The sequence below is a fragment of the Paenibacillus sp. J22P169 genome, from assembly GCF_059691995.1.
This window is the reverse complement of record NZ_JCAUAO010000002.1, coordinates 680913-705832: the sequence shown is the minus strand read 5'-3', so window position 1 is coordinate 705832 and position 24920 is coordinate 680913. Positions and strand designations below refer to the sequence as shown.

The 24920-nt window shown below is 46.3% G+C and carries 15 protein-coding genes; 2 read left to right on the top strand and 13 right to left on the bottom strand.

What is annotated here, in order from left to right; genetic code table 11:
* The first annotated feature begins 7 nt into the window (after positions 1–7).
* Positions 8–829, top strand: coding sequence for a helix-turn-helix domain-containing protein (locus AC58QG_RS17235; RefSeq protein WP_497363342.1), 822 nt, complete (start codon positions 8–10; stop codon positions 827–829).
* 44 nt (positions 830–873) lie between these two features.
* On the opposite strand, the gene AC58QG_RS17230 is transcribed toward AC58QG_RS17235, so the two are convergent.
* From AC58QG_RS17230 to AC58QG_RS17185, 10 genes are all read right to left on the bottom strand, one after another.
* Complete coding sequence (locus tag AC58QG_RS17230; protein ID WP_497363341.1) at positions 874–3930, bottom strand: glycosyl hydrolase; 3057 nt, start codon at positions 3928–3930, stop codon at positions 874–876.
* A 121-nt stretch (positions 3931–4051) separates the two neighbouring features.
* On the bottom strand, positions 4052–6265 hold the full coding sequence (locus AC58QG_RS17225; protein ID WP_497363340.1) for an AraC family transcriptional regulator: 2214 nt from the start codon (positions 6263–6265) through the stop codon (positions 4052–4054).
* Positions 6266–6737: 472 nt separating this feature from the next.
* A complete protein-coding gene (locus tag AC58QG_RS17220; protein WP_497363339.1) occupies positions 6738–9164 on the bottom strand; it encodes an alpha-L-rhamnosidase-related protein in 2427 nt (808 codons plus the stop codon).
* A gap of 17 nt (positions 9165–9181) precedes the next feature.
* Entirely contained in the window at positions 9182–9325 is a 144-nt protein-coding gene (locus tag AC58QG_RS17215) for a hypothetical protein (RefSeq protein ID WP_497363338.1), read from the bottom strand.
* 495 nt (positions 9326–9820) lie between these two features.
* On the bottom strand, positions 9821–13384 hold the full coding sequence (locus AC58QG_RS17210) for a polysaccharide lyase 8 family protein (protein WP_497363337.1): 3564 nt from the start codon (positions 13382–13384) through the stop codon (positions 9821–9823).
* Positions 13385–13486: 102 nt separating this feature from the next.
* Positions 13487–15160: an extracellular solute-binding protein gene (locus AC58QG_RS17205; RefSeq protein ID WP_497363336.1), complete on the bottom strand. Its 1674-nt coding sequence runs from the start codon at positions 15158–15160 to the stop codon at positions 13487–13489.
* A gap of 124 nt (positions 15161–15284) precedes the next feature.
* A complete protein-coding gene (locus AC58QG_RS17200) occupies positions 15285–16160 on the bottom strand; it encodes a carbohydrate ABC transporter permease (protein ID WP_497363335.1) in 876 nt (291 codons plus the stop codon).
* Positions 16161–16203: 43 nt separating this feature from the next.
* Complete coding sequence (locus AC58QG_RS17195) at positions 16204–17190, bottom strand: ABC transporter permease (protein WP_497363334.1); 987 nt, start codon at positions 17188–17190, stop codon at positions 16204–16206.
* Between the two features lie 164 nt (positions 17191–17354).
* Positions 17355–18479: a glycoside hydrolase family 88 protein gene (locus AC58QG_RS17190; protein ID WP_497363333.1), complete on the bottom strand. Its 1125-nt coding sequence runs from the start codon at positions 18477–18479 to the stop codon at positions 17355–17357.
* 950 nt (positions 18480–19429) lie between these two features.
* On the bottom strand, positions 19430–20014 hold the full coding sequence (locus AC58QG_RS17185) for a TetR/AcrR family transcriptional regulator (protein WP_497363332.1): 585 nt from the start codon (positions 20012–20014) through the stop codon (positions 19430–19432).
* A 244-nt stretch (positions 20015–20258) separates the two neighbouring features.
* Between AC58QG_RS17185 and gdhA the strand changes: the two genes are divergently transcribed.
* Complete coding sequence (gdhA, locus tag AC58QG_RS17180) at positions 20259–21629, top strand: NADP-specific glutamate dehydrogenase (protein WP_497363331.1); 1371 nt, start codon at positions 20259–20261, stop codon at positions 21627–21629.
* 84 nt (positions 21630–21713) lie between these two features.
* On the opposite strand, the gene AC58QG_RS17175 is transcribed toward gdhA, so the two are convergent.
* Genes AC58QG_RS17175 through AC58QG_RS17165 form a run of 3 tightly spaced genes read right to left on the bottom strand, consistent with a single transcriptional unit; the run spans position 21714 to position 24911 of the window.
* Positions 21714–22718 carry an asparaginase gene (locus tag AC58QG_RS17175; protein ID WP_497363330.1) on the bottom strand — a complete coding sequence of 335 codons (1005 nt, stop codon included), beginning with the start codon at positions 22716–22718 and terminating at the stop codon, positions 21714–21716.
* A gap of 25 nt (positions 22719–22743) precedes the next feature.
* Entirely contained in the window at positions 22744–23616 is an 873-nt protein-coding gene (locus AC58QG_RS17170; RefSeq protein WP_497363329.1) for a sugar phosphate isomerase/epimerase family protein, read from the bottom strand.
* Positions 23617–23636: 20 nt separating this feature from the next.
* Positions 23637–24911 carry an alpha-L-fucosidase gene (locus tag AC58QG_RS17165; protein WP_497363328.1) on the bottom strand — a complete coding sequence of 425 codons (1275 nt, stop codon included), beginning with the start codon at positions 24909–24911 and terminating at the stop codon, positions 23637–23639.
* Positions 24912–24920: the final 9 nt, after the last annotated feature.

The window sequence follows — 24920 nt, the reverse complement described above, 5'->3', positions numbered from 1 at the left end:
AATCGATATGCACACGCGATTTTTATTAACCCCTACCTCTGCGCAGCCGTATCCCTTATTTATCGATAGCATTGGTCATCATGAAGATCAGGAGAGACTGAATAGGAATCAAGGGTTCCCTTACTATCATTGGCTGCAAACCTATGAGGGCGAAGGGGAGTTTGAAATGGACAACCGAAAAGTTCGTTTACCGAAAGGCACAGGTGTGCTTTTACTCCCTGGTGTTCCGCATGCTTATTACGCCGTTACCGATACTTGGTGCACCCAATATGTCACATTCGGAGGCAACTGTGTGCATACCATCTTAAGCACATTGGACATGCTGGAGTCCGCCGTTTTCCGTTGGGATGCCGAAGGTCCCTTTAGATATGCGCTTGGCGATATTATCCATAGCCTGGAGACTAGGGCCGATTACTCTGGCTACGATGCTTCCGCAGATATGTATCACTTCTTGATCCAACTTAAAAAGCACGCCCAAATCAATAACCGCACCTCGATCGGCAATCAGATGCTCCAATTACAACCTTTAACAGAATGGCTAGAAGCGCACTACGCCAATCCCGATACCGGCATTGAACAAATGGCTGCTGTGCTTGGGGTCACACCAAGACATATGAATACCTTGTTTCAGCATGCTTTCGGCCTTTCACCTTACGCGTACCTTATTATGATGCGACTTCGAAAGTCTAAAGAGATGCTGCTCAGCGACAGAGCACAAGCGATTAAGGAGATTGCTGCGCAAGTAGGCTTCCGTGATGCCAGCCATTTTATTGCCAGCTTCCGCAAGCAAATCGGGTTTACGCCGGAGCGGTTTAGAGAGATGAATTAGGCGCAGCTATAGCAAAAAAGGGTGAGCTTCGCTCACCCCAATAATTATTCGGTTACAATGCTAGGCAGCATCCTTAGGCCGAAACGTACAAATGTATAGCGGTCGACATACATCGATACTCCCTGCGGAATCCCTTTGTCCGTCCATCCTGGCGTATTCGTAAAGCTGGAAGGACCGACTTTGTAAATCTCACCATGGATATGATGATGTGGTCCAAGCAAATTCCGGCAGCTATTCGTAAGCTCCAGCTCGATCGTATTTTCCCCATTGACCAACCATTCGCTGATGTCTGCCTCATACGGCTCCCATAGAAATGCTCGAACCTCGTGGCCATTGATCCACAACTTGCTGACGGCGGCATGGGGTGCTTCTCCAAAACTCCACGTTGCGCTTGCCCCTTCTTTCCAATCCAACACAACTTGTTGCTGTAAACGAAGTGTACCTGCGAAGAAGGGAAGGCCTTGCTGAGCCAAATCACCTGTATATACAACAGAAGGCAGCTCCGCGAGAACAAATGGCCCCTCCGTTTGAACGGCATTGCGTTCCCCATAGACATAGGTGGAAGTGGATGCCACACCAAATTGACCCAACAGGTAGATACTCTCGATTTCCATATCAAATGTTAACTTATTGCCTTCTGATTCAAAATGCTTGGCATTTTCAATCGCTTGATAAATTTCGGGTGAATTATCGAACAGGGTTCGCAAGCGAATGTGGTTCTCACCGTTGTGAACCTTGCCGCTAATGTCGATTTTGTGGAAAGCAACATCTCGCCACGTGCCGCAGCTCACTGAGGAGACAGCCATACCATTCACTTCAATGGAGAAAAGCTCCGGTCTTTCCATCACAATATGTAATTCACGGTCAAAGCCTCTTTCCCAGCCTACCTGGAATGGAAAGTCTAATTCAATTTGAACAGGTCGACCTAGCGCCAGCAATTGTTCTTGTAAAAGAATGACAGGCTGTGGCTGTGACCAGTCCCCATTCTCCACGCGTAAGCGGCACGTATCTAAGGTTAGGCTGTTTGGGGTTGTGGACACCACGTGCCAATTGGGGCTAAGTGTGCATAATGGTTTATACTGACTCTCCCGCGAAATTCCGGCTTGTGCGCTTCTCTTAGGAAGCTGTCCTCCGATGAGCGGTTCTACCTTCAACATATAGGATTGCCCTGGATGAAGCGGAAGCTGAATCCGGATGCCATCGGCCGTTTCTTCCTGTTCAAGGCAGCTAACCTCTCCACTCGCAAGGTCAATCATGCTCACTTGCCCTTTTTGAAGCAGCTCGATTTCAACGCGAGCATATCGTTCGTGTCCGGAATTCACGACATAGTATAAGCGTGAACCATCGAGTTCCAGCGTCTGCACGTTGACGGTGTCAGCAGCGATGGAAGCTCCCTTTTCATCCGTCATCCGAATCGATGGTGCACTCACCTTCGTGATCGCACCGACGATGGCTTCTGACGACCATTCCGGCTTGTTTGCTTGAGCGAGCAAATGTGCAAGTTCATTGTCTGGCACACCATCAACAAGCTGAGGGTTGGGTGCGCAAGCAATCAAATGCCCGCCTTGTTCGACGAAGGATTTTAAAAGCGTAAGGGTCGTCCGGTTAATCGTAACGCTCGGCGGCAGCACAACGACTCGATAAGCCGCTTCGCCGATGACGAACTGACCATCCTTTATGAGGCCATGCCCCTCGATGATACTCTCACTCCCGTAATCATGCTCGACAAAGGCTTGGCACATCCAGCGGGACAGCTGAGCGAACGCGGTGTGGAACCTTGTAATTTCCGAGCGGTCTTCCCCGCGCTGCAAGGTCCAGGCACTGCGAATCGGGTGCAAGAGCAGCACCTCGACTTGTCTTGTCCCCTCTGAGAGCAGCATTGACAATCTCGCGAAATAATCATTAAAGCTTTTATACTCCTCCCACCAAGGCTGTTGGACGAACAGGGAAGGCGGATAATCCCGCTTCCGCAGGCCCTTCAAGCTATAGCTCTGCAGATGCTGGCAAATCATCGTAATGCCATGGACGAACTGCCATTCACCAATTCGCTTCAAATCTTCGAAGCTAATATCCCAGCCAGAACAACCGAAGCTTTCGGTGATCGTTTGCTTTTTCCCAAGCTGATGAGCCACCGATCCGACTTGCTTCGGAACAATTGGCTCGTCGCCAATAAATCGGCCGAGCCAATCGCAGCCTGGCATATGCAAATGTTCGTAGAAGGCCATTGGATCACCGACCGACGTTACTTGAATCATTAGCGCTTGCTCATCAACGACGTGTCCCGTGAATGACCAGCCTTTATTCTCACACCAATCGCCGATTTGCTTGGCATAAGCCTTCGTAAACATGGCGGTTACACACGCCCAGTAGTCGTATCTTGCTTTTGCATAGCCATCTACTTGTAAAAATAAAGCAGGTAGCGCTTCTTTCAGTGCATACCCGTTAGCGGATTGAAAAGCTGCTTCTAATTCAAAGGACCACGGCAAGTGCCCGCGTGCGAATTGCGGTTCATCTGTAAAAAATCCCTTAATCACATCGCCGAATTGCTCCCCGAAGCGCTCCCAATAAGCTTCATACGTGGAGTCAATGAACGCTTGGACCGCCATTGTACTTAACGTATCAATATAGTAGGGATTCACTTCATAGTAGATGCGAAGCTGGGCCTTCCCTTCATCATCCTGCCCAAGCAACTTATACCCGCTCTCCGTCTGCTCATAGAAAGCAATGGTGCGCTCAGCCGGACTTTGAAAAGGGGCATGCTCAATCACAAGCTTTTTCTGCTGATACGCTAATCCCTTGGCAGGCACTTGGCCATCCGCAAATCCGCTTGGCCATCCGTTTTCATCATACAGCCATGGCGACATGCCTAATTCTTTGCCTTTTTGAATGCAAGCCTGAATCGCCTCCATCCATTCCTCGCCCATGTAAGGAGTTAAAAGTCCACCTCTAGCATGCATAAAAAATCCGCCAATCCCCGCTTTGTGCATCTCTTCAATTTGCCGTTCTAATTCAGTTGTCTCCAATTTATCATTCCATGACCAAAAAGGGATCGTTCGATATTCATTAGGTGGATGCAGTAATTGCTCCCATATATTAGACATAAAAACCTCCGTAAGTAGTTATAGGTGAGAAGCAACTCCGCGTCACTTTGCACTCACTTTACCTACTTCGGAGGTTCTCATCAATCTACAATTCTTTGCCCAATTAACATGTATGCCGATCCTATTGGTGAACCTTTCGATAATCCCCTGGTGTTGTGCCAATCATTTTCTTGAAAGCCCGAATGAAAGACATCTGATGTAAGTACCCTACTCGCTCCGAAATTTCTTGAATAGGCAGGGAAGTCGTTCTTAGCAGTTCCTTCGCACGCTCCATCCGTATTTGGCAGAGGTATACGACGAACTTCTCACCGAAATCCTCTTTAAATATTGTGCTTAAACTTGACGAATTCATGTTGAATTGTTCGCTCAGACTCGATAACGAAAGATCCGGATCGCTGAAATTAGCATCGATATAATCCCGCACCTTTTGTACTACACCGTGATTGCCTTTGCTGACACGAATTGCTTCCATTTGCTTTGCACAGGATGAAATGGTTTCCAAATAAAAGGATTCCAGCTCATCCAGCGTTTCGAGAGTCTCCATATTCTCATCCCACGGCGTACGGAATTCTCGATTCCACAATTCTTGATACTCAGGAGGCAGCTCCATCATTTCCCGATAGAAATAATAGTTCATGTAACTGAGAATGCCGCTAATCTCTTCTTTAGGAAGCATTAGTCTTCGCAAGCCCTCAAACAGCAGCTGCAGCTGCTCCTGCCACCCATCATTACCGACTCGAAAGGCTTGAGCAATCGTCCGTACATACTGGAGATAAACGTAAAGATCATCATGCGACAATAGCTCAATTTCCCAGTGGCCGATGACCCGATTGCTGCCAAGCGCCGACTTGTAATCCAGCGCCCTTGAGGACGATTCATAAGACTGGGATATCGTTTGAACATCGTGTACCGTACAGCCCAAACCGAATGTCACGGTCAGCTTCAAATTATTCTGCATCCATTGACGGACTTGATCCGTTAGCGTCAGCATCATCGACTCCAGTGGAATCTCTTGCTGCTCTTCCAGAAAAATGATACACAACCGATGATTCGTGACCCATTCCTGCCAGATGCGCAGACCACAGGCTTCTGCCGATTCTTCCACGACTTTTTTCAAAATATATTTAAAAAGCCCTTGATCCTCACGGGAATGCTGACTAATAAACTCGGTATATTTATCAATTTCGACGATGCTGACAGCAGCACTTCCCAATTGCTTCATGCCAAGATCCATCATCTCATTGTTCCAATCTGCCTGCTCTAGCGGTCGACTTCCATCAATAATCTCGTGGAATAGCTGGATACGTCGGTACTTCTGATTCACGAGACTTTGATTTTGATACTCCTGACTAACTTCAATGATGTTGCTTAACGTGTAATCAATATAACTAAGCTCATCGACCGTCGGTCCTTGTATTGGATGCTCTTTGTGCACCTGATTGTATTTCTCGATACGCGACATGATCGTCTCAATTGGCTTATAGTTTTTACGGGTGACATACACGATCCATCCAATAGCTAGCAGCAGACCTAAGAAACCAACAATTAACCAACCGCTCTTCATATAGTTGAAAATATTACCCAGCTCTTGCTTCTTAAGCGAGCTCGTATAGGTCCAACCTGTATAGTTGGATATGATTGTAATATCATCAACCTTCGGATCTTTGCCTTTTTGCTCGAAAATCTTCTGTCCTTGACTATCATAGAGCGCGATCTGATTCACTACAGAAGTGCCGTATTTGCTTAGAAACTCTTGAATGCCGCCTACTTTCACATTAATAACGAGCATGGCAATCCCTTTACTTTGCAAAGGAATACCTTTGGCAATGGAGATGACTGTACCTTCCAAAATCCCATCTTTAAACATCCGATAGGGGCGAGGCAGACTCCATCTATCTAATTCAGGATGATTTATATGACTTTCAATGAATGGCTTATCTGCAAATTGCTCGATATTGAGCTTTGTTTTATCACTAATGACCGTACCATCACCCACCCGATATAAGTAGGCAGAATCAATCCACGGATTAGTGGCTGTTAAGCTTTGGAGCATATAGGAAAGGTCAATAAAGAAAGTAGGATCACTTTGCATCCCAGCGAAAGACGTTACTTTTACAGTCCGAGTTATCGTTTCCAGCATCATCATTTCAATAGAGTTCAACGACATATCGATGCTGCTCTGGATATTTTGCACATACACGCTACTGGATTTCAATGCTTCTTTGCGGGACAGGTCATTGAGTTGAACGACCCCGATAAATATGAATAAACATACGATAAGAATAAGAACAGGAACATAGGAAAGTAGCAAGCGACGGAACCAATTTCTTCTCAAGTTGGGCTCTCTCCTTCATCATAAAAGGGTGTTTATCTTACCATTCTATCCTTGAAAGAGTGAACGGGCAATATACATCCTTTCGTGGAGTTAACATGAGGTTGGTTCTCAAACTTCTACGTCGATTTTTTCGACTTACGCTACGCCTTGGCTTCCTTTCCCTTCCTCTAAGTCGATTTTTTCGACTTAGAGAACGCCAGGGACTCCTTTCTCTTCCCCTAAGTCGATTTTTTCGACTTAGGGAACGCCAGGGCTTCCTTTCTCTTTCCCTAAGTCGATTTTTTCGACTTAGGGAACGCATAGGCTACCTTCTCTTCCCCCAAGTCGATTTTTTCGACTAGGCTACGCCTTGGCTTCCTTTCTCTTTCCCTAAGTCGATTTTTTCGACTTAGGGAACCCCTCGAGTCAAACTCGCTAATATGTCAAAAAGCCCTTGCAGTAACTACGCTGCAAAGGCATTTAGAGTTACGCATCAGCTTAATAATGGAAATTTGAACTCATTCTGCCCCTCATGTAGTGGGTAGCTTTCGTTATCCCAAATTAAAGTGCCAGGCAAGCCTTTGGGCAGTGCAACTTCGACGTGCCATTGGCTGCCCTGACACGCCACTTTCGCTTCAATAAATCCTTTCCGATGCGGGAGCTTACCCTGCAGACTCGTTAATGATCCGAGCTGCGGACGAATCACGACCGAAGCAAACCCCATCGATGCCGGGCGAATGCCAAGCAAGTTGGTGTAGAGATGGTAGATCGGATGAGCCCCCCAAGCATGACAGTCCGAACGCGTCGAATCTAGGAATATTTCCGGCGTCGTCTTAAGACCACTCGCCTCCATGCCGAACCAAGGCTCGAGTCTGTCCATCAGCGTTTCAACATAACCGGCTGATGCTAACACATCGAACGTATAATGATCAAAATACACGCTTGTGCGCATCAAATCGTCATCAGTCTTCAGCATTTCAGGTACAAGGCGACTGTTACACCTCGGTGAAATCGACTCGCACAGTAAGGAAAGTACCTGAGCATGCTCCGAATAATAATGATGACCAGTATCATCCGCAAACAGCCCTCTCTCCTCATTCCAGAATAGCTGCTCGACCGCGCTGCCCAGTTCCTTTGCCAGCCGTCTTGCTCGTGATTCCAACTCTGTTTCACCTAAGTAGGCTTCAAGCTTGGCGACCAGCTCCAACGTATGAATGATCTGCAGATTGTAGGCTGCATTCAATCGATCCTCTCCATGCGGCGGTGTCCCAGAGCTCCATGCTTCAGAAGGCGCGGTCTGCCAGTCCATGAAGTTCCACGAAATCGGCAGCTTTACCGCCCCATTCGATGAACGGTTGAGCAATAGCCGATCCAACTCATCCCGGACGCTGCTCATCGTGGAACGAACCCATGCAGAGTCGCCTCTCCATAAGGCATAATCATAAACCATCGCTACCCACCACAAGGAGAAGGAGGCAATATGTTTTCCACCTTGATCCGGATAAGCACAGTTTACAAGTCCAAGATGATTATTGCGGGAAGCTTGGAACATGTCCAGCGCTTTACGCGGTAATCGATCGTCGAGCGTGCTTACATAGGTAATAAGCGACTGAATGCGTGTGTCCCCCACATACATGAGCTGCTCCCAATACGGGCAATCCATGTACGTTTCATGTGCACACATTTGCAGCGTCCTGAAAGACGGGGTAACGATTTGATTTAAGCGTTCCTCACTAGAATGAATTGAGCCTTCCATTTCCAAGGGATATCGCGTTTCCAGCAGTCTAAATTCATTAAAGTAAAGCGCTTCGCTTTCCGTTTCCACGATCAGCTCGCCATAACGTCCCGCATGCCACCACAGCGTATCGAAGCTTCGGCCAAATCCGCCATCCGGACGAAACGTTTCGCCGATACCCTTGAACCATTTGCCCTCAATCTCGTTCCGATTCGTCTTGCGTCCACCTTGCGCATCATCATATAAGGATTCCTCCCAATGAAGTCGAATGACGGAACCTTTCCCACCCGATACGACAAGCTCAGGATAAAAACAATAATAATTACCTAAATCGATAATGACGCGTCTTCGAGTATTCGCTGGCATGTACATCGGTTGTCCTGTAAGTAAATCATGCCAACTGCCATGCTCATCTAGGGCATCGCGACTTGCGTCAATCGGTTGCCCCTCTGATTCTAGGATACCGACTTGCTCAACAAAGCGAACCGCTTGCGGCGTAAAACGAACCTCTTGCATCGCAGGCAAGGTAGCAGGGCTCATAAGTCGCTGTACCGACGTAAAATGATAATTATCCGTCCTGTGGTAGACTTTCTCACTCGATTGTACCGGAAGCCAACCGTCGCCTCCCCCAGACAGGGCATCCCAATCAACAGAAGCACCGTCTATATCCAGCTTTGCGCCTGTACCTATGCCGGAGTGCGTTGGAATAAACCGATAGCCCGGCATTGGCTTCGCTTCCCACTGAGCCACCCCGGTGCCCATCAAAGGTGCGATTGCTTCATCATCCGGGCTTAGCAGAAATCCTGGCTGCACGCTGACCTGCGCCCACGGCTTATGCTTGCCAATCGCCCAGCAGCGCGCAATCCACTGATGTTCGCCTGCCGGAATCTCGACCTCATACGTCTCATAAAACCAATTGGAGCGATCTCCGCGTTCACTGCCTCGGCCTATTCTTTTTTGATCCAGAAACAGCTCATATCTTTCGTCGCCTGATACGTGTACCCTTAAACGCAGAGCTTCACTTAAAGTGAACTTGCAACGATAAACGATGACAAAGGGAGGTTTACCAGCCTCGCTGCATGTCACCCAACGGCATGGCCACCCCGTAGCCTGTTCCCACGGTTTTTGGGATTGATTTTGTTCAATTTGTCCACTATAGGGTAAGTCAGTAAGCAGTACGCGCAATTAGGACACTTCCTTCATTATCGGATATCATTCAAAACGTATAGTTCGATATTGCAGATATTCATCTCTTCCAACATAGCTGTCGACTTCGTGCTGCCCGTCATATAAATTTGATCAATGGTAACATTTTCGATCAGAAAAGGATCTGTTCCACGCAGCATGGATGGGAGTCAACCTGGATCACGATTAACATACCGACTTTGCTACGCCTCAGCAATCTACAATTCTTTGCAGAATTAACATATGGAGAAAAACATAACCCATTTACTATCCGATTTTCCGGATGGTAAATGGGTTGTGGAGTTTAAGCAAGGTGAGGGCTCATTATGGAAGCCTGTAATAAGGACACGGGGACTACGCGCGCGGACAGAACTGGAAAATATACAGCTATTTACGAGATATCCCCTCGAATAATCAATATAACTGGAAAACATGTAGTTAAAACTGCCGCTTTTGTTCAGATCAAGTAAATTGTATAAAATTAACTGTAGGTTATCCATCTGTTCTGCGTTTGATCGGAAAATTCTAACATTTAACTGTAGAAAATCCATCTATTCGCTCCCCCCTACGTAATACCTATACATTCTGGCATGTAAACAAAAAAACCTGAGGCATCCTCAGGCTTCTTTGCATTCATTTGGTTTCATTCCAAACCCTTATGGATTATAGCTCACCTTGACATCATCTACGCTCATCGAGCTGGCGTTGCCGCCGATTGATGTGCTAAGCTTGTCGACCTTGCTCAAACCGGAATAACGATAGTTCCACTGTGAGCCTCGCAGCTCGCCATTCACGTAGACATCGAACTTTTTCGTCGATGTGTTGATAATCACTTTTAGACGGTAGGGTTCTCCGTTTGTGATCGAGGTCTGTACGTTCGTTTGGGTACCACCGTTGTAGCCCCAGATTCTGCCGTTCTGCATAATGAGATGGACAGCACTACTGTTCGAGGTGAGGCTGCTGTCAGCGAGAATCAACGCATTTTTCCAGTTGTTGTCATCGGCGGTCACGGTCGCTTCCGCGATGACTGTGCTGTTTGCCGGTGCGGTAAACCCCTGATACGCTTCGGCTTTGCCAGAGGTGGACGTTGTTGTTAATTTGACGGCTTTGTTAGACCCGCTTACCGTCTGTACCACTCCTGTATTCCCCGTGATGCCGCCGTTATCGAACACCCAACCGACTTGCCCATTCAGATTGCCAAGCGTCATGCCGTTAAAGTTCTCATCGATTAGGCTGGTTAAAGTAAGCGGTTTATATGCAACTTTCACATCGTCCACGCTCATCGAGCTGGCGTTGCCGGCGATGGAGGTAGAAACCTTGTCGAGCGTTGTCACGCCCGAGAATCGATAATTCCAGCCTGAGGCGAGCAGCACATCGTTGACGTAGACGTCGTATTTTTTCGTTGACGCATTGATGACGACCTTCAAGCGATACGGCTGGCCACTAGTGATTCCTGTTAACACATCGGTTTTGGTGCTGCCGTTATAGCCCCAAATTTTACCACTTTGCATAACCAATTGCGTGGCGACGTTATTGGAAGTTAAGCTGTTATCCGAAATGATGAGGGCGTTCTTCCAATTCGTGTCATCGGCCGTTACGGTCGCTTCCGCTGTGATGTAGCCGTTTTGAGGGGCATTAAACAGACGATAAGCTTCTGCACTTCCGCTGGTAGAAGCTGTCGTTACTTTCAGCGATTTGTCCGTGTTAGAGCCAATGTCCTTCTGAACAACAACCGTATTCTCAGCTATGCCTGCGTTATTGAAAATCCAGCCGTTTTGACCTGTCAGTGCACCAAGCGTCATGTCGTCAAAATCTTCGTTCACTGTATAGCCGGCAATCGGAACGCCAGTAGGCGTTGCAAAATATGCCTTGATGCTTTTACCACCAGTGCCGTTCACATTAATAGTGAGGGTAGTCGTACCGCCGCTCGTGCTCGTTGTGATCCGTGAATCCTTATACACAACCGGTCCCAGATTTTGCGCAATCGTAAGTTGTATGGTACCCGTATTGGAAAACGTTGGGTCGGATACGGAAACTTCCGTTCCGTTCTCGGTTGTACGTACCATGACGGACGCTTTTTTGTTGCTGGTGACGCCGCTCACCGTTTTTGATGCATCATTCCAAAAGTTAATTCCTAGAATTCCCAGCGCATTCTCCTTCACAGCCTGTGCATCTGCAGAATTCTCAACCACCGTGATGTCCGGATTTGCGACATACGTATCCAACTCCCCGCTGGACTTGCCTGGCAGCGTCACATAAGCGTACCCAGCATTTGTCGGATTCGTGCCGTGATCGAACCACATATTCAAGAAGTTGCGTGTATAGTTCGTCGTGTATTCCGTGCCTGTATAGTACTGATTAACGCTTGACCATGAGTCTGTTCGCGCCTCGCGCACTCCCTTAATTGTCGCTGCTGTTGGGAAATAGTAACCGACGTCCGAACCTGCCACATTCCCGGCCAAGTGAACCTTGTTCACGCCATTCATGGTTTCAGTCCAACCTAGCGTGGTTGACTTTGCAGTACCATTTACAGTAAGCGCATTGCTGCCGCTGCTGTTAAGCTTGCGATTTTCGACAATGGATTCCACAACCTTGTTGTCTGTAGACGTAATGCCTGCACCCAGACTCACAATTTCGTCATCAAACATAAACCAAGATTTCTTCGCTGTGAGATTGTAGCCATTGGCGGTGTACTGCATACCAGTGATCCCGTATTGTCCCGATATTTCCGTCCCTCCAACCCAAGAGTTCGGATTTTTAGCATTCGCTGCTGCTGTCGTGTTCTGATTGACTGTCGTGCCAGGTAAGCGATAGCTGTTTACGGTTGGCCAGTAATTATCCTTATACTGCGTCAAATCAGAATCATAGAGATAGCTCATCCCGTCCCCAGTATGCCAGCCCTTCAAATTCTCGTTGTTAACTATTTCAAAATTCCCGATTCGACTGGAAGACATACTTATTCCAAAAGCGAATCCCGGTCTATGGTGGATCGCTCTAGCCATGTTCGGATATTGTTTGTTCATCACAAGCGCATCTCTCATGCTAACAGATGGATCGCTCATGATTTGCTTTGCTTGCACGATGGAGCTAATCATTACCAAATCTGCATACTTGGTAGGAGACGTAGCATCCGTCATCCACTTTTTAACCATCGATTTATACGCTGCACGATCGTCGGCGGATGGAGCGGACAAAGCCATCCTTGCCACAGAAGCTCCAAGCGCACCCATCGACGTTAAGCCCAAATCATCACTGGCTTTTCTTGCAATGTTACGTCCTCTAACCATATCGACCATAGAGGTATTATAAAATAACGGTTCAAAGGCATTGTAAACCCATTGATAAATGTTATCGACATCTGGATCTGTAATATCCCATGTAGAACCTGCTACGATATACATTACTTTCGTCAAATTATCAATTAAACTTACGCCATATCCGCCATTGTAGGGAATGAGTGCGGTATGTTGAAGAAACGAACCATCGCTATACATACCTTCACCGGAAGTCACATAATCGAATACTGAACTAAGCTGGTCTCTGCCCACGATGATTTTGGCACTATTCTTCACGATAATCCCGCTCGTAATTTTGATGTTGCAAGCCCATACGCGATTAGCTCCGGTCAAGCCTGCTCCCCATGTAAGCGCCTGATAATCGATGACAGCATGCCAATTGTTAATTTGCGTCGAGGTTAAACTGGAATAAATCCAAGTTGTAATGTTATTGATGCTGAGTGGTGAGGAGATTTGCCAGTCAAACCAATTGTCATAGCCTCTAAACGGTACGCTAGTGTTATATCGGTTCGTGTACATCCAATCCATGGCACTTTTAATATCTGCCAGCAAAGTCGCGTTATTTTGAAGCGTTGAGCCTCTTGTCACATAAGCTAGCGTCATCGCTTCTATACGTTGGTAGCTTCCTGAAACATGCTCCGATTCCGTAGTCGTTGCCAAGTCGCTCCACAGGTAGGTTCTTCCTGCACTCTTATTCATCGTATCCCAGTTTGTCTGTGCAAGGGTCGTAATATTGCTGATCTTTCCGCTGATGTCTGGATCAGCCGGATCGTACGTAGGGCCTCCAGTGGTAAAATCATAAATTTTCGATCGCAATGTGTCATACTCGTCTGCCGCATAGGCAGGGTTCATTGGCAGAGCAATTAGGTTGACAATTAAAGCCAGAACCAATAAAAGCGCTTTCAATAAACGAAATTTAATCATTAATAATCCCCTTTCTGTTGTGGAAAAAAATGCTTCCTTCCCGAACAAAATTGCTGCAGGAAGGAAGCGCATGATGAACTACTTATTTGAATTCCATATTACTTATTTCGTCAACAATTTGTAGTAATCTTTCGTGTAAATAACGTCTTTTTTGTTATCCGTATAGGCTTTTGTTAAGAAGTCATCGACTTTCTTACCGCCGCCTTTATCCCAAGCATCTTGTGCATCTTTCATCGCTTGATCAACCGTATATCCTGTTCCACCAACAACTGCTTTTGTATAAATATTCGTTAGTGTATTCTTCAACGTGTTTTTAACGACTGTCAGATCATCCGTCAATGTAACTGGAAGTACGATTTCAGACGTTGTTGGACGATCCGGTGTGATATAAGCCGCTCTACCTTGTTTAATCAGCTCAATATACGCTTTATCATTCGGCTTCGAAGGATCCAATTGGTTCGTGTAATCCACACATTTGCCCATAGTACCTGTCTGAGACATCATTTGGAAATCGCCATTCCAAGTTAATTCTTTCTTGTTTTTCTCCGTATCAATTGGTTTCGGACAACCATCTACCATCTTATAATGAACGCCTTCCATACCGTACATTAACGTCTGTTGAACTTCTGGTGTCATCAACCAGTCGATATATTTCACAACGGCTTCTACGTTTTTAGCTGTTGCATTAATGGCAGACGTAAATTGCATAGGTACAGCACCAGCAGGTGAGAATTGACCAAATTCAGACTTCGGAAGCGGTAAAATGGACACTTTGGCATCGGGATTATTTTTGATCAGCGTATTGTAGACATCGAATCCAGTAGCAGCGCCTTCTAACCCGCCTGCTCCCCAAATACCGAGCTTGCCGTTTACCCAATCCTGCTGCATTTTAGCACCATTTTTATCTGTGAACGTATCTTTATCTACAGCGCCCGCATCATATAGCGCCTTTTTAAAGGCTAAATCTGCTTTAGGACGATCCCAAGTACGCACATATTGATCATTGATCAAATGATAGGACGTGATCATTGGCAATGTCTCATCACTCGCTTGCCCTAATTGGTAGAAATAGTCCACATCCCAGAAAGAGGAACCGAGTGTATCCTTCTTGCCATTACCATCAGGATCCTGATCCGTGAACGCTTTCGCAACTTGGAGATACTCCTCTGTCGTTTTTGGCATTGGAAGCTTCAATTTATCCAGCCAATCTTGGCGAATCATCACATAATGGTTCGTTGCAAATGGCAAAGTGCGACCAAAGAAATACGTTTTTCCATTAAATCTCGTTAATTTCTGTAAAGACTCATTGCCAGCGATCATCTTTTTGTAATTCGTGGAATACTTCGAAATCGCATCATCGATCGGAATAATTTGCCCTTTGGACGCTAGATCCTTCATATATGGATTGGAGAATTCCATGATTAAGTCAGGTGCTTGCCCAGCAGCGAACAGGACGTTCCATTTCTCTGAAGAGTTCGTACGTGGAACAGGGATAAACTCGACTTGCACAGGTGCATTCTCATTAATCCACTTCGTCCAGCGGTTATTCGTAATCGTGCCTTCACCTTCAGGTACGTTGTTACGATCATAAATGGAAACTGTAATTTTAGGTTTAGGTCCTGCTGGTTTTGCACTTTCTGCAGCGGTGCTTGCAGCTGGCTTCGTTGTTGCACTATCTGTCTTTTTATCCGATGCACAAGCCGCAAGTAGCGTCGTGCTTGAGATTGCCAAAGCCAATGTAACTGATGCCGCTTTCATTTTGCTGATTTTCTTCATATAAATAAGTCACCCCTCAAGTTATGTACGTGCAATTTTAAGATAACCCCGATTAATTCTTATACTTGTAGAACTAAGACTACCATGTTTGACGCTTCACATCACCCCTTTCAAAGAATTTCCATTATCCTTTCACAGCACCGATCATGACACCTTTGACGAAAAACCGCTGTAAAAACGGATACACAATTAACATTGGCAATGTCATGACGATGACACCAGCCGCTTTCACACCTTCCGGTGTAATCAATGCGGCCATTTCTGGCTGTGTTTGTGTCAGCTCCTGCATCAAACTTTGATTCTGAATCATTTGTTGAACGAGTACCGCTAAGTTCAGCTTGCTGCTATCGTTGATGAAAATAAGTACATTCATGAAAGCGTTCCAGTGTCCGACCCCATAGAACAGGGATAATGCCGCCAAGACTGGCAATGACAACGGTAGAACAATCTGGATAATGAGCCGCCATTCCGAACATCCATCAATACGCGATGCCTCTTCTAGCTCCTCGGGAAGCCCCTCGAAAAAACTTCTTAACACTAACAGATTCCACACCGTAATTAAACCAGGCAGCCAAATCGCACCATAGCTGTTGATTAACCCCAATTTTTGGACCAACAAATAAGTAGGAATGAGACCAGCAGAGAAAATCATGGTAAAAATAATCGCGAATGAATAGAATTTACGTCCGATAAAATAACGCTTAGACAACGGGTATGCAGCCAGGATGGTGAACACCATGTTCAGGCATGTCCCGACCACCGTAATAATTACACTGTTGGTAAAATCCTTGATGATTGGGCTTTCCTTGAACAGCGCATTATAGCCATCAAAACTCAAATTAACAGGCCAAAAGCTAACTGTTCCTGACATTAACGCATGCTTATCACTAAGTGATAGCGCTAAAATATGAACAATCGGTAACAAACAGCTGAGACCAATGATCAGCAAAAATATATTGTTGAGGGTGTAAAATACCTTCTCTCCTCGTGTATGTTTCATAAGCTTCTCCTTCTAATCGTTTGTCAGTGCGATACGTGTTCGCCTACCATAAGCCTTGGCCGAAGCGACGTGCAATTCGATTGGCTGCAAGTACCAAGATTAAACCAACCAAGGATTCAAACAATCCCATCGCTGTCGCAAGACTAAAATTCGCTTGCTGAATACCGATTTTGTACATGAAGGTACTAATGACCTCTGAGATTTCCAGTATGGCGTTATTTTGCAGGACAAACACTTGATCGAAGCCTAATTCCATCAGATGTCCGATCTTCAGGATCAACATAATAATGATTGTCGGCAAAATCGCAGGCAATGTGATACGCGTTGTTTGCTGCCATTTATTAGCGCCATCGATGCTCGATGCTTCGTATAAGCTTTGATCAACACTTGTCAGTGCAGCGAGATAAATAATTGCGCTCCAGCCTGCTTCCTTCCAAATACCTGACGCCAGAAAAATGGCAATCCACGAGGTTTCTTTATATAAAAACGGATAGGTCTCGCCAAAAATCAATTCAACGACATGATTAAGTGTACCTGTACTTTGTGAAAAGACCGTAACGACGATGCCCCCAACAATGACCCAGTTGAGAAAATGCGGCAGATAGACAAGCGTCTGTACCAACCGTTTAAACTTCATCTTCCTAACTTCATTAAGCAGCAGCGCTAATATAATAGGCATGGGGAAACCAATGATGATGCTTAACCCACTCAGTTTTAAGGTGTTCCACACGATACTGAAAATTTGTTTCGTCTGAAAGATCATTTTAAAGTTGTCCAAGCCTGCCCAAGGGCTGCCCCAAATCCCTTTAATGAAGCTGTACTTCTTAAAGGCAATAACGAGTCCCGTCATCGGGTAGTATTTAAATATAAGGAAGAAAAGGATGATAGGCACAAACATGATGTATAACGGAATGTTCTGTTTTAATACGCGTTTGCCATACTTCCTTACTAGCCAATTACTTTTGTTTTTTGCTGTACTCGCCTTCTGATTAACCATTGCTGGTGTTGAAGGAGGGAGTGGCTGACTCATCGGTGTCACTTCCTTGCTCTGTAATTTGAACTCATCGTACCCGCTGCTCCGTCATCAGTACAATATACATGATTTCGATCAGTTAACAGGCATATGTAATGCGGATATTCGCTATCCGATATACACTTTTTCTTGGGATATACATGCGTAAAATGCTTGGTATATTAGGCTTTGAATGCTGATATTTCCCAGAAAGAGGGATGTCCTTGCAGCTTCGCCAATGCTTCCATGTAGTAGTAATCGCCGTAAATGAGCGGCTTGTTAATATTCTGATTCATCGGCACGTTGCCAGTCCCTGAGAGCAGGATTGCTTCTTCGGCATCATCTGCTGAATAATGCTGAGATAATGACTGTAAGATCGCACATGCTTGTTCCTTATAAAAGAGTGCCGAATCGCCTGCAGTGAGCGCAGCCAGATCTAGCAATCCGCTTGCCGCAATCGCTGCGGCACTCGTATCACGTGATGCCCCCTCGAAGGTGGGCAATCGGAAGTCCCAATATGGCACCTTATCCTCTGGTAAGTGTGAGAGGAAGAAACCGGCTGCATGCTCCGCTGCTGCCAGAAGGTCGGCACGGCCAGTATGACGGTAGCTGAGCACCGAGCCATAGATCGACCATGCCGAACCCCGTGCCCATGCGGAGTCTTCCGCATAGCCTTGGCCGCCGAGAGCACCGGTGCGTTCACCTGTCTCCGGATCGAAGCAAACGATATGATACGCGGAGCCATCCTCGCGAATAAACTGCTTCGCAGCCATTCCGGCGTGCGCTTCTGCGATATGCTTAAAGCGTGGGTCGCCCGATTGTTGCGACGCCCAGTAGAGCAGCGGCAAATTCATCATGCAATCGATGATCGCCCATCCGACTCGCTCGGGGCTATTCCACGCGCGAATGAAGCTTCCCTTGATATTGAAGCGCGCCGCCAAATGGCTGGCAATCTTCAATGCTCTCCGTTTGGATTGCTCGTTGCCTGTGAGGTACCAGTTTGCTATCGACGTTAGCGTCCACATGAAGCCCATATCATGATCTAAGGGCTCATAAGCCTCGATCACTGCATCCATTGTCTCTTCGCAGCTCTCTGCAAGTTGACGTAGTTGCTCATCTTGGCGATCTTGATAAATGAGCCATAATAGTCCTGGCCAGAAGCCCGCTGTCCAATAATGTGGTGAGGTCAGTTGAAATTGTCCCTCGTTCGAGCCATGCGGGAATCCAGCTCCTACTCGGAGACTTGTGTTCTTCACTTTGCGGACACCTTGTTCCCAGGCATCTCCTATCCATTGTTCTTTTGTCATCTGTTGTACACTCCCATCCGTTGAATGCTCCAAGCATATCCAGATTCAACTTTTTGCTCAATATACATGTTTTTGTTGGGTTAACAGGGTAGGTGCGAGGCGGGAGGCTGAGGCGAAAAAGCTTGTATAAAAGGGTGTTACCCTTGAGAGCAGCGTTGGTATGCATGATTTATCTGCGTTTTATTGAAATAACTGGAAAACATGCAGTTAATTCTGAGGAACTGTGCTCTTTTCGCACAATAATTGGATAATATACAGCTAATTTCAGCTGAAAGCGCTGATTTTAGCAAATTGCAGAAAAATAACTGGAGTTTATCCAGTTAAAGCTATAAATCAGCCCCAAATCAGAGAATTAACTGTAGGTTTTCCAGTTAAGTACCTTGGTGCCGGCTGGGGAATCTTGTTGTGGCGAGTTGGGTTAACGGGGACTGAGTCGCGGCTAGTTAGAGTACATGGGACTGAGTCGTGACTTGTTAGAGTAAATGGGATTGAGTCGTGGCTTTTTAGCGTAAATGAGATTGAGTCGTGGCTTTTTAGCGTAAATGAGATTGAGTCGTGGCTTTTTAGCGTAAATGAGATTGAGTCGTGGCTTTTTAGCGTAAATGAGATTGAGTCGTGACTTGTTAGAGTAATTGGACTAGAAGAGTGACTTGTTAGAATAAATGGGAGAAAGCATGGTTTGTTACAGTAACTGAACTAGTTCGGCTAATTGGCTTAGTTAAGCTAATCTTGGAGTAATTGGAGCAGAGTTGTCTAAACCGCTGAGTGACGCTTCATCTTATTGATTGATTACCGGACGATTTATGTCTAATGAAATGTAAGCAAACCCCAACTTGAAAGCCCTTTCAATAAAAATGTGGTAAATTCGGCTTTTATTAGAAAATTTTCAGATCTCTTAACACGAAAATAAAGTTCAGCACCATCCCCTCAGGAATGAATGCTGAACTTATTCAGGTCAATGAACGCATTAAGGAAAATTGTTTAGCTAAAAAAAGCGGTGTATATGGCATATCTTTTTTAAGCCAAGCAACGATCGTTCCAATTAAAGCGGAAGAACCGTACCAGATGGCAATATCCTTTTGAATACCATTAGTAGATAAGATGGAGTCCCCACCCATTCTTTCTATTCTTACGGTTATCAATTCCGTCAACAGCTTTAACAATCGTTCCGTAAAGATCGGAGTACGTCTCGAGGCGAGTATGATTTTATAAAACTTAGCATGCTCCGCAAAATGCTCGAGCAAGTTCACCAACATCGTCCAATCCTCTTCTTCGGAAATAGGCTGGATCCCTGGAACCATGTTCAAACTCCGATGAATGTCCTCAATCATTTCATCTGCCATTTTCTCCATCATATCCGGTATGTCTTTATAATGAAGATAAAAAGTAACGCGATTAATGGTAGCTCGCTCTGCAATGCGATTCACCGAAATTTTCTCGATATCCATTTCCTGAAGCAACTCTACAAAGGCATCTTTAAGCAATTGACGTGTGCGAATGATGCGCGGGTCAGTACGTGTTGTTCGATTATCCATGTATCTTTTCCTTTACTTTTACATGATCAAGCATGTAAACACATGATATCTGTATATCTGTTCACTTAATTTCAAAACATGTAAATTATACTACAACCTGTAAATTTAGTCCAATGGGCACTTTATTCACACGGCTCAGTAAGCTTACATGACATGTAAATTTTGATTGCCCAAATGGCTGGAATAAGGTAAAACTATACTAATAAACTTTTTACTATATTTGAAATGCGAAGGTGGAGACAGTGTGTTAGTTCAAGTGGACAATGAAGTAGCAGCAAGGGAATATGTGCATGGCATTTACGAAACTGTAGTCAAAAGAAACCCGAATGAGACTGAGTTCCATCAAGCTGTGAAAGAGATTATCGAGTCGTTGATTCCGGTTCTCTCCAAGCAACCGAAGTACATCAAACACGGTATTCTTGAGCGGCTTGTAGAGCCAGAGCGATTAATCACGTTCCGCGTACCTTGGGTAGATGACCAAGGGAAAACACAAGTGAATCGCGGTTTCCGCGTTCAATTCAACAGTGCAATTGGACCTTACAAAGGCGGATTGCGTTTCCATCCCTCCGTTAATGCGAGTATTATTAAATTTCTTGGGTTTGAACAAACACTCAAAAACTCCCTTACAGGTCAGCCAATTGGCGGCGGTAAAGGCGGCTCTGATTTCGATCCCAAAGGCAAGTCTGATAATGAGATCATGCGTTTCACCCAAAGCTTCATGACAGAGCTTTATAAATATATTGGCCAGGACACGGACGTGCCCGCTGGTGATATTGGCGTTGGCGCTCGCGAAATTGGTTACATGTTCGGTCAGTACAAACGAATTAGCGGAGTTCATGAAGCTGGTGTTCTAACAGGTAAAGGAATCATTTATGGCGGCAGCTTGGGTCGTACCGAAGCGACTGGGTATGGTTGTGTTTACTTTGTGAATGAAATGCTGAAATCCAAAGGTCTTAGCTTCGAGGGAAGCACGGTCGTCGTTTCCGGATCCGGTAACGTAGCCACATATTCCATTGAGAAAGCCGTACAGCTAGGTGCCAAGGTCGTGGCTTGCAGCGACTCCAACGGCTATATTTATGATAAAAACGGCATTTGCCTTGAGACGCTTAGACGTTTAAAAGAAGTTGAGAGAACGAGAATCAGCGAGTATGTGAAAGAACATCCGTCCGCAACCTATCATGAAGGCTGCCATGGCATTTGGTCCATTCCGTGCGACATCGCGCTTCCTAGCGCAACACAGAACGAGATCAATGAGGATGCAGCGAAGCTTCTTGTACGCAATGGTGTCAAAGCTGTCGGTGAAGGCGCGAATATGCCATCTACCTTGGAAGCCATTGATGTATTTCTGCAAGCAGGCGTGCTATTCGGGCCAGCCAAAGCAGCGAATGCTGGCGGTGTTGCCGTTTCCGCACTAGAGATGTCGCAAAACAGCATGAGATACTCCTGGCAGTTCCATGAGGTGGACGATAAGCTCCATGCGATTATGAAAAATATTTACAGAAGCGCCGTCCAAGCTGCAGAGGAATATGGCCATCCCGGCAATCTCGTAGTTGGCGCCAATATTGCAGGCTTTACCAAAGTGGCCGACGCCATGATCGCTCAAGGTGTCGTTTAAGACGCCAAAAGCTGGTTAAAACTAATAAAGGAGCTAAGCGCGTTTAAGCCGCTTAGCTCCTTTTTCATCCAAATATCATTCCTCTTATGCCAGTTGAAATCCAATTCGATGCCGACCTACCACAGCCCCTAAGCTGTTACGAATTTCATCCGGGCACAACTCCCGAAGTCGCTCAATTGTAGTTCCATCCTGATAGCCAATTTGTGAAAGAATAGCTGCCACGATATACGCCCACTTGTCTTCGCTGCCATCTGCAACCTTTAGAGCAAAAGCCAATCCCTCACGTTTCAGCGCAAAGCAGTATATGCCTTTGGCTCCGCCTTTCGCAACAATATTCGCGTCCCGGAGCAACGCTGGACAGATGAGCCCTGTCCCAGATACCCAATCCGGGCAGGCACTCATTGCGGTGGTCAGGTCCCGTGCAGCAGCAGAAGTCGCAGCATCCTCCATGATTTCGGGATGAGCGAGCCTCTGAAATGCTTGCGCCGCATGGTACAAAGGCATCGCGTAAACAGGAAGGCCGCAGCCGTCTATGCCAAGCTGTAAGCGATCTCTGTTAAGCCCCGCCATTTCGCATATGATCGTACGCAGCTCCTGCTGCAGCGGATGGTCGTCCTTTTCATAGCCTTGAAGTGGATATCCCTCTGCCTGACATACCGCAAGCAACCCTATGTGCTTCCCTGAACAGTTATGATAGAGCTTCCTCTCCCGATGACCATCATGAAGCAGCCGATAATGGCTTGGCGTATGCAAGGGATAGGATGCCCCGCAAACCAATTGCCCTTCATGTAAACTAAGCTTATCTAGCAATGCTTCTAACGTGTTCACATGAAACGACTGTCCTCGATGAGATGCTGTCAGAACAGCCTGTTCCTCCAACGTAAGGCCATATTTCTTATGTAGCTGTCTGCGAAAAAAGGGGATCGCCTGGAACGGCTTTGCCGCCGATCGTAAATACGTGACATGGTATGTATCGCCTACCTGATATCGAATGTTACCTTGCAGGTCGATCCCAACCATATGTCCCCAAAATTCACATTCCACTAGAAGTCCACGCCATTCTTCTACAAGCAATGCCGCATTCGTCATTCGTAGCTTCGTACCTCCCTACGCCTCATGCCTCCTGCCACAACCGCCTTGCATTGTCCATCGCGATCTTCGAGGCTGCCTTGCATTCCTCCATACCTTCAAATTCAATGGTAAGATAACCGTTGTATCCTGAATCCTTAATGAGCTTCATAATTCGACGCATGTCGATATCTCCTTGACCGACAATCGCTCCTCTTAAATAGTTGCCATTCGCAGTTGTAAACCATGCGCCTTCGCCGGGATGCTCATCATACGGTCTGAAATAAAAATCCTTCACATGGATAAGTGACGCATAGGGTAAATTTTTACGCACACCGATAAGCGGCTGCTCATCTACACACATGAAATTGCCGATATCCAGTGTCGTCTTGAAGTTAGGGCGATTGACCTCGGTCAGAACGCGCTGTACACGATCGCTTGCCTGTACGCTGAAGCCATGGTTTTCAATGGTCGTGGTGATCCCGTACTGCGCTGCATAATCGGCAATGAGCCGACTCCCTCTTACCATCGCGTGTAAATTCGCTTCGAACCATTGAATGGTCATCTTGTCAGGCGGTAAAGTAAAGGCAGTCACATCATGCCGCATATGTGTCATACCGAGCATGTTTACCAAATCAACATGCTGCTTGACTCGGGCTATCTCCGCTTCGAAAGCCTCTTCCGTCTCCTGTACGAAGTTGGCCGGCATCGAATAATTGGATAGTTCGATGCCTGCTTCCTTAGCCTTCTCACGAACTGCAGCTGCTAGCTCGGGTTGGTCGATAAGCGTAAAGCCATAGGGGACGATTTCCATATGCTCGCCGCCGTGATCCGAAATCCACTGAATGACGTCTAGGACTGTCATATCTCCTGTTTTTAATGCACCCAGCAAGCTATATGTGCTAAGACCGATTTTCAATGCTTATTCACCTCTGCTCCTTATTCGACTTCCAGTGCGATCACCGTATCCACGTCATCTGGAAGCTCGGCGCCGGTCAAATGAATGAATGCCCCGCTTTCGGTATCCGAATAATGCTCTGCCATCCATGGTGTGGAAACCTTAAGTTCTGAGCCGTCTGCGAGGAGTCTCGCTTTTTTGATTTTCCCCTTCAGCCCCTGGAAATAAATCGGTCCGATGCCACGATCAAATACGTGGGCATATAACATATTCCCATTTTGTGTATAGCGTCCCCATTCAGGCTTCGGAAGCGAGGATGCTCCGCATCCATAAATGCTTTCGCCATTACGCCGCATCCATTCACCAACCGACGTCAATATTTGAATGGACTCAGCTGGAATTTCTCCTCTTGCATCTGGCCCTACATTTAGAAGCATATTGCCGTTCTTACTGATGCATTCGACTAAAGCTCGCACGACCTGCTTGGGTGATTTGTAGGCATAATCCTTCGCATGATAGCCCCAGTTGTCGTTAAGCGTAATACAGGCCTCCCATGGTACGTTGAGTCCGTTTTCGTCGACAATGCCACCGGGAGGAACGATTTGCTCAGGGGAATAAAAGTCGCCGGCATACACCTCCGGTTCTGACTTTTTAATATCTCCCCCAAGCCGGTTATCAATAATAATGTCTGGTTGCAGAGACCGAATCATGTTAACAAGCTCCGTTGCCCTCCACTTCTCACCCGTCATATCATCGTAAGAGAAATCGAACCACATCACATCAATTTTACCATAATTTGTAAGTAACTCTTTCACTTGTGCATGCAAATAATCCACATAGCGCTCGAATTGGATGGAACGGTTGTCATAAGCTTTATTCTCTCTCATCGGATGAATGCGATCCCCATAGGCCGGATAATCATCGTGATACCAATCGATTAGTGAATAATAAAAGCCGACCTTCAGTCCCTCTTGGCGAAATGCTTCCACATATTCCTTGATCAAATCCCGCTGCGCAGGTGTGTTCGTCGCTTTGTACGCCGTAAACTCGCTGTCAAATAGACAGAAGCCATCATGATGCTTTGTCGTTAGAACAGCATACTGCTGCCCCGCCGCTTTTGCTGCTCTCGCCCAAGCCCGCGGGTCATAGCGGTCCGGTCGAAACTCTCGGAAGTACGGTTCGTACTCCTCATTACTCAGCTTTTCGACGCTTCGGACCCACTCTCCCCTAGCGGGGATTGCATACAATCCCCAGTGAATAAACATGCCGAATCGTGCTTCTCGGAACCAGTCTGTTCGCTCCCAACGCTTGTTCATGTGTTCCCT

Coding starts and splice junctions, on each gene's coding strand:
- AC58QG_RS17190 (WP_497363333.1), bottom strand. CDS start 18,479: ATGACAAAAGAACAATGGATAGGAGATGCCTGGGAACAAGGTGTCCGC.
- AC58QG_RS17165 (WP_497363328.1), bottom strand. CDS start 24,911: ATGAACAAGCGTTGGGAGCGAACAGACTGGTTCCGAGAAGCACGATTC.
- AC58QG_RS17215 (WP_497363338.1), bottom strand. CDS start 9,325: ATGCTGCGTGGAACAGATCCTTTTCTGATCGAAAATGTTACCATTGAT.
- AC58QG_RS17185 (WP_497363332.1), bottom strand. CDS start 20,014: ATGGATAATCGAACAACACGTACTGACCCGCGCATCATTCGCACACGT.
- AC58QG_RS17230 (WP_497363341.1), bottom strand. CDS start 3,930: ATGTCTAATATATGGGAGCAATTACTGCATCCACCTAATGAATATCGA.
- AC58QG_RS17195 (WP_497363334.1), bottom strand. CDS start 17,190: ATGAGTCAGCCACTCCCTCCTTCAACACCAGCAATGGTTAATCAGAAG.
- AC58QG_RS17205 (WP_497363336.1), bottom strand. CDS start 15,160: ATGAAGAAAATCAGCAAAATGAAAGCGGCATCAGTTACATTGGCTTTG.
- AC58QG_RS17235 (WP_497363342.1), top strand. CDS start 8: ATGCACACGCGATTTTTATTAACCCCTACCTCTGCGCAGCCGTATCCC.
- AC58QG_RS17200 (WP_497363335.1), bottom strand. CDS start 16,160: ATGAAACATACACGAGGAGAGAAGGTATTTTACACCCTCAACAATATA.
- AC58QG_RS17175 (WP_497363330.1), bottom strand. CDS start 22,718: ATGACGAATGCGGCATTGCTTGTAGAAGAATGGCGTGGACTTCTAGTG.
- AC58QG_RS17210 (WP_497363337.1), bottom strand. CDS start 13,384: ATGATTAAATTTCGTTTATTGAAAGCGCTTTTATTGGTTCTGGCTTTA.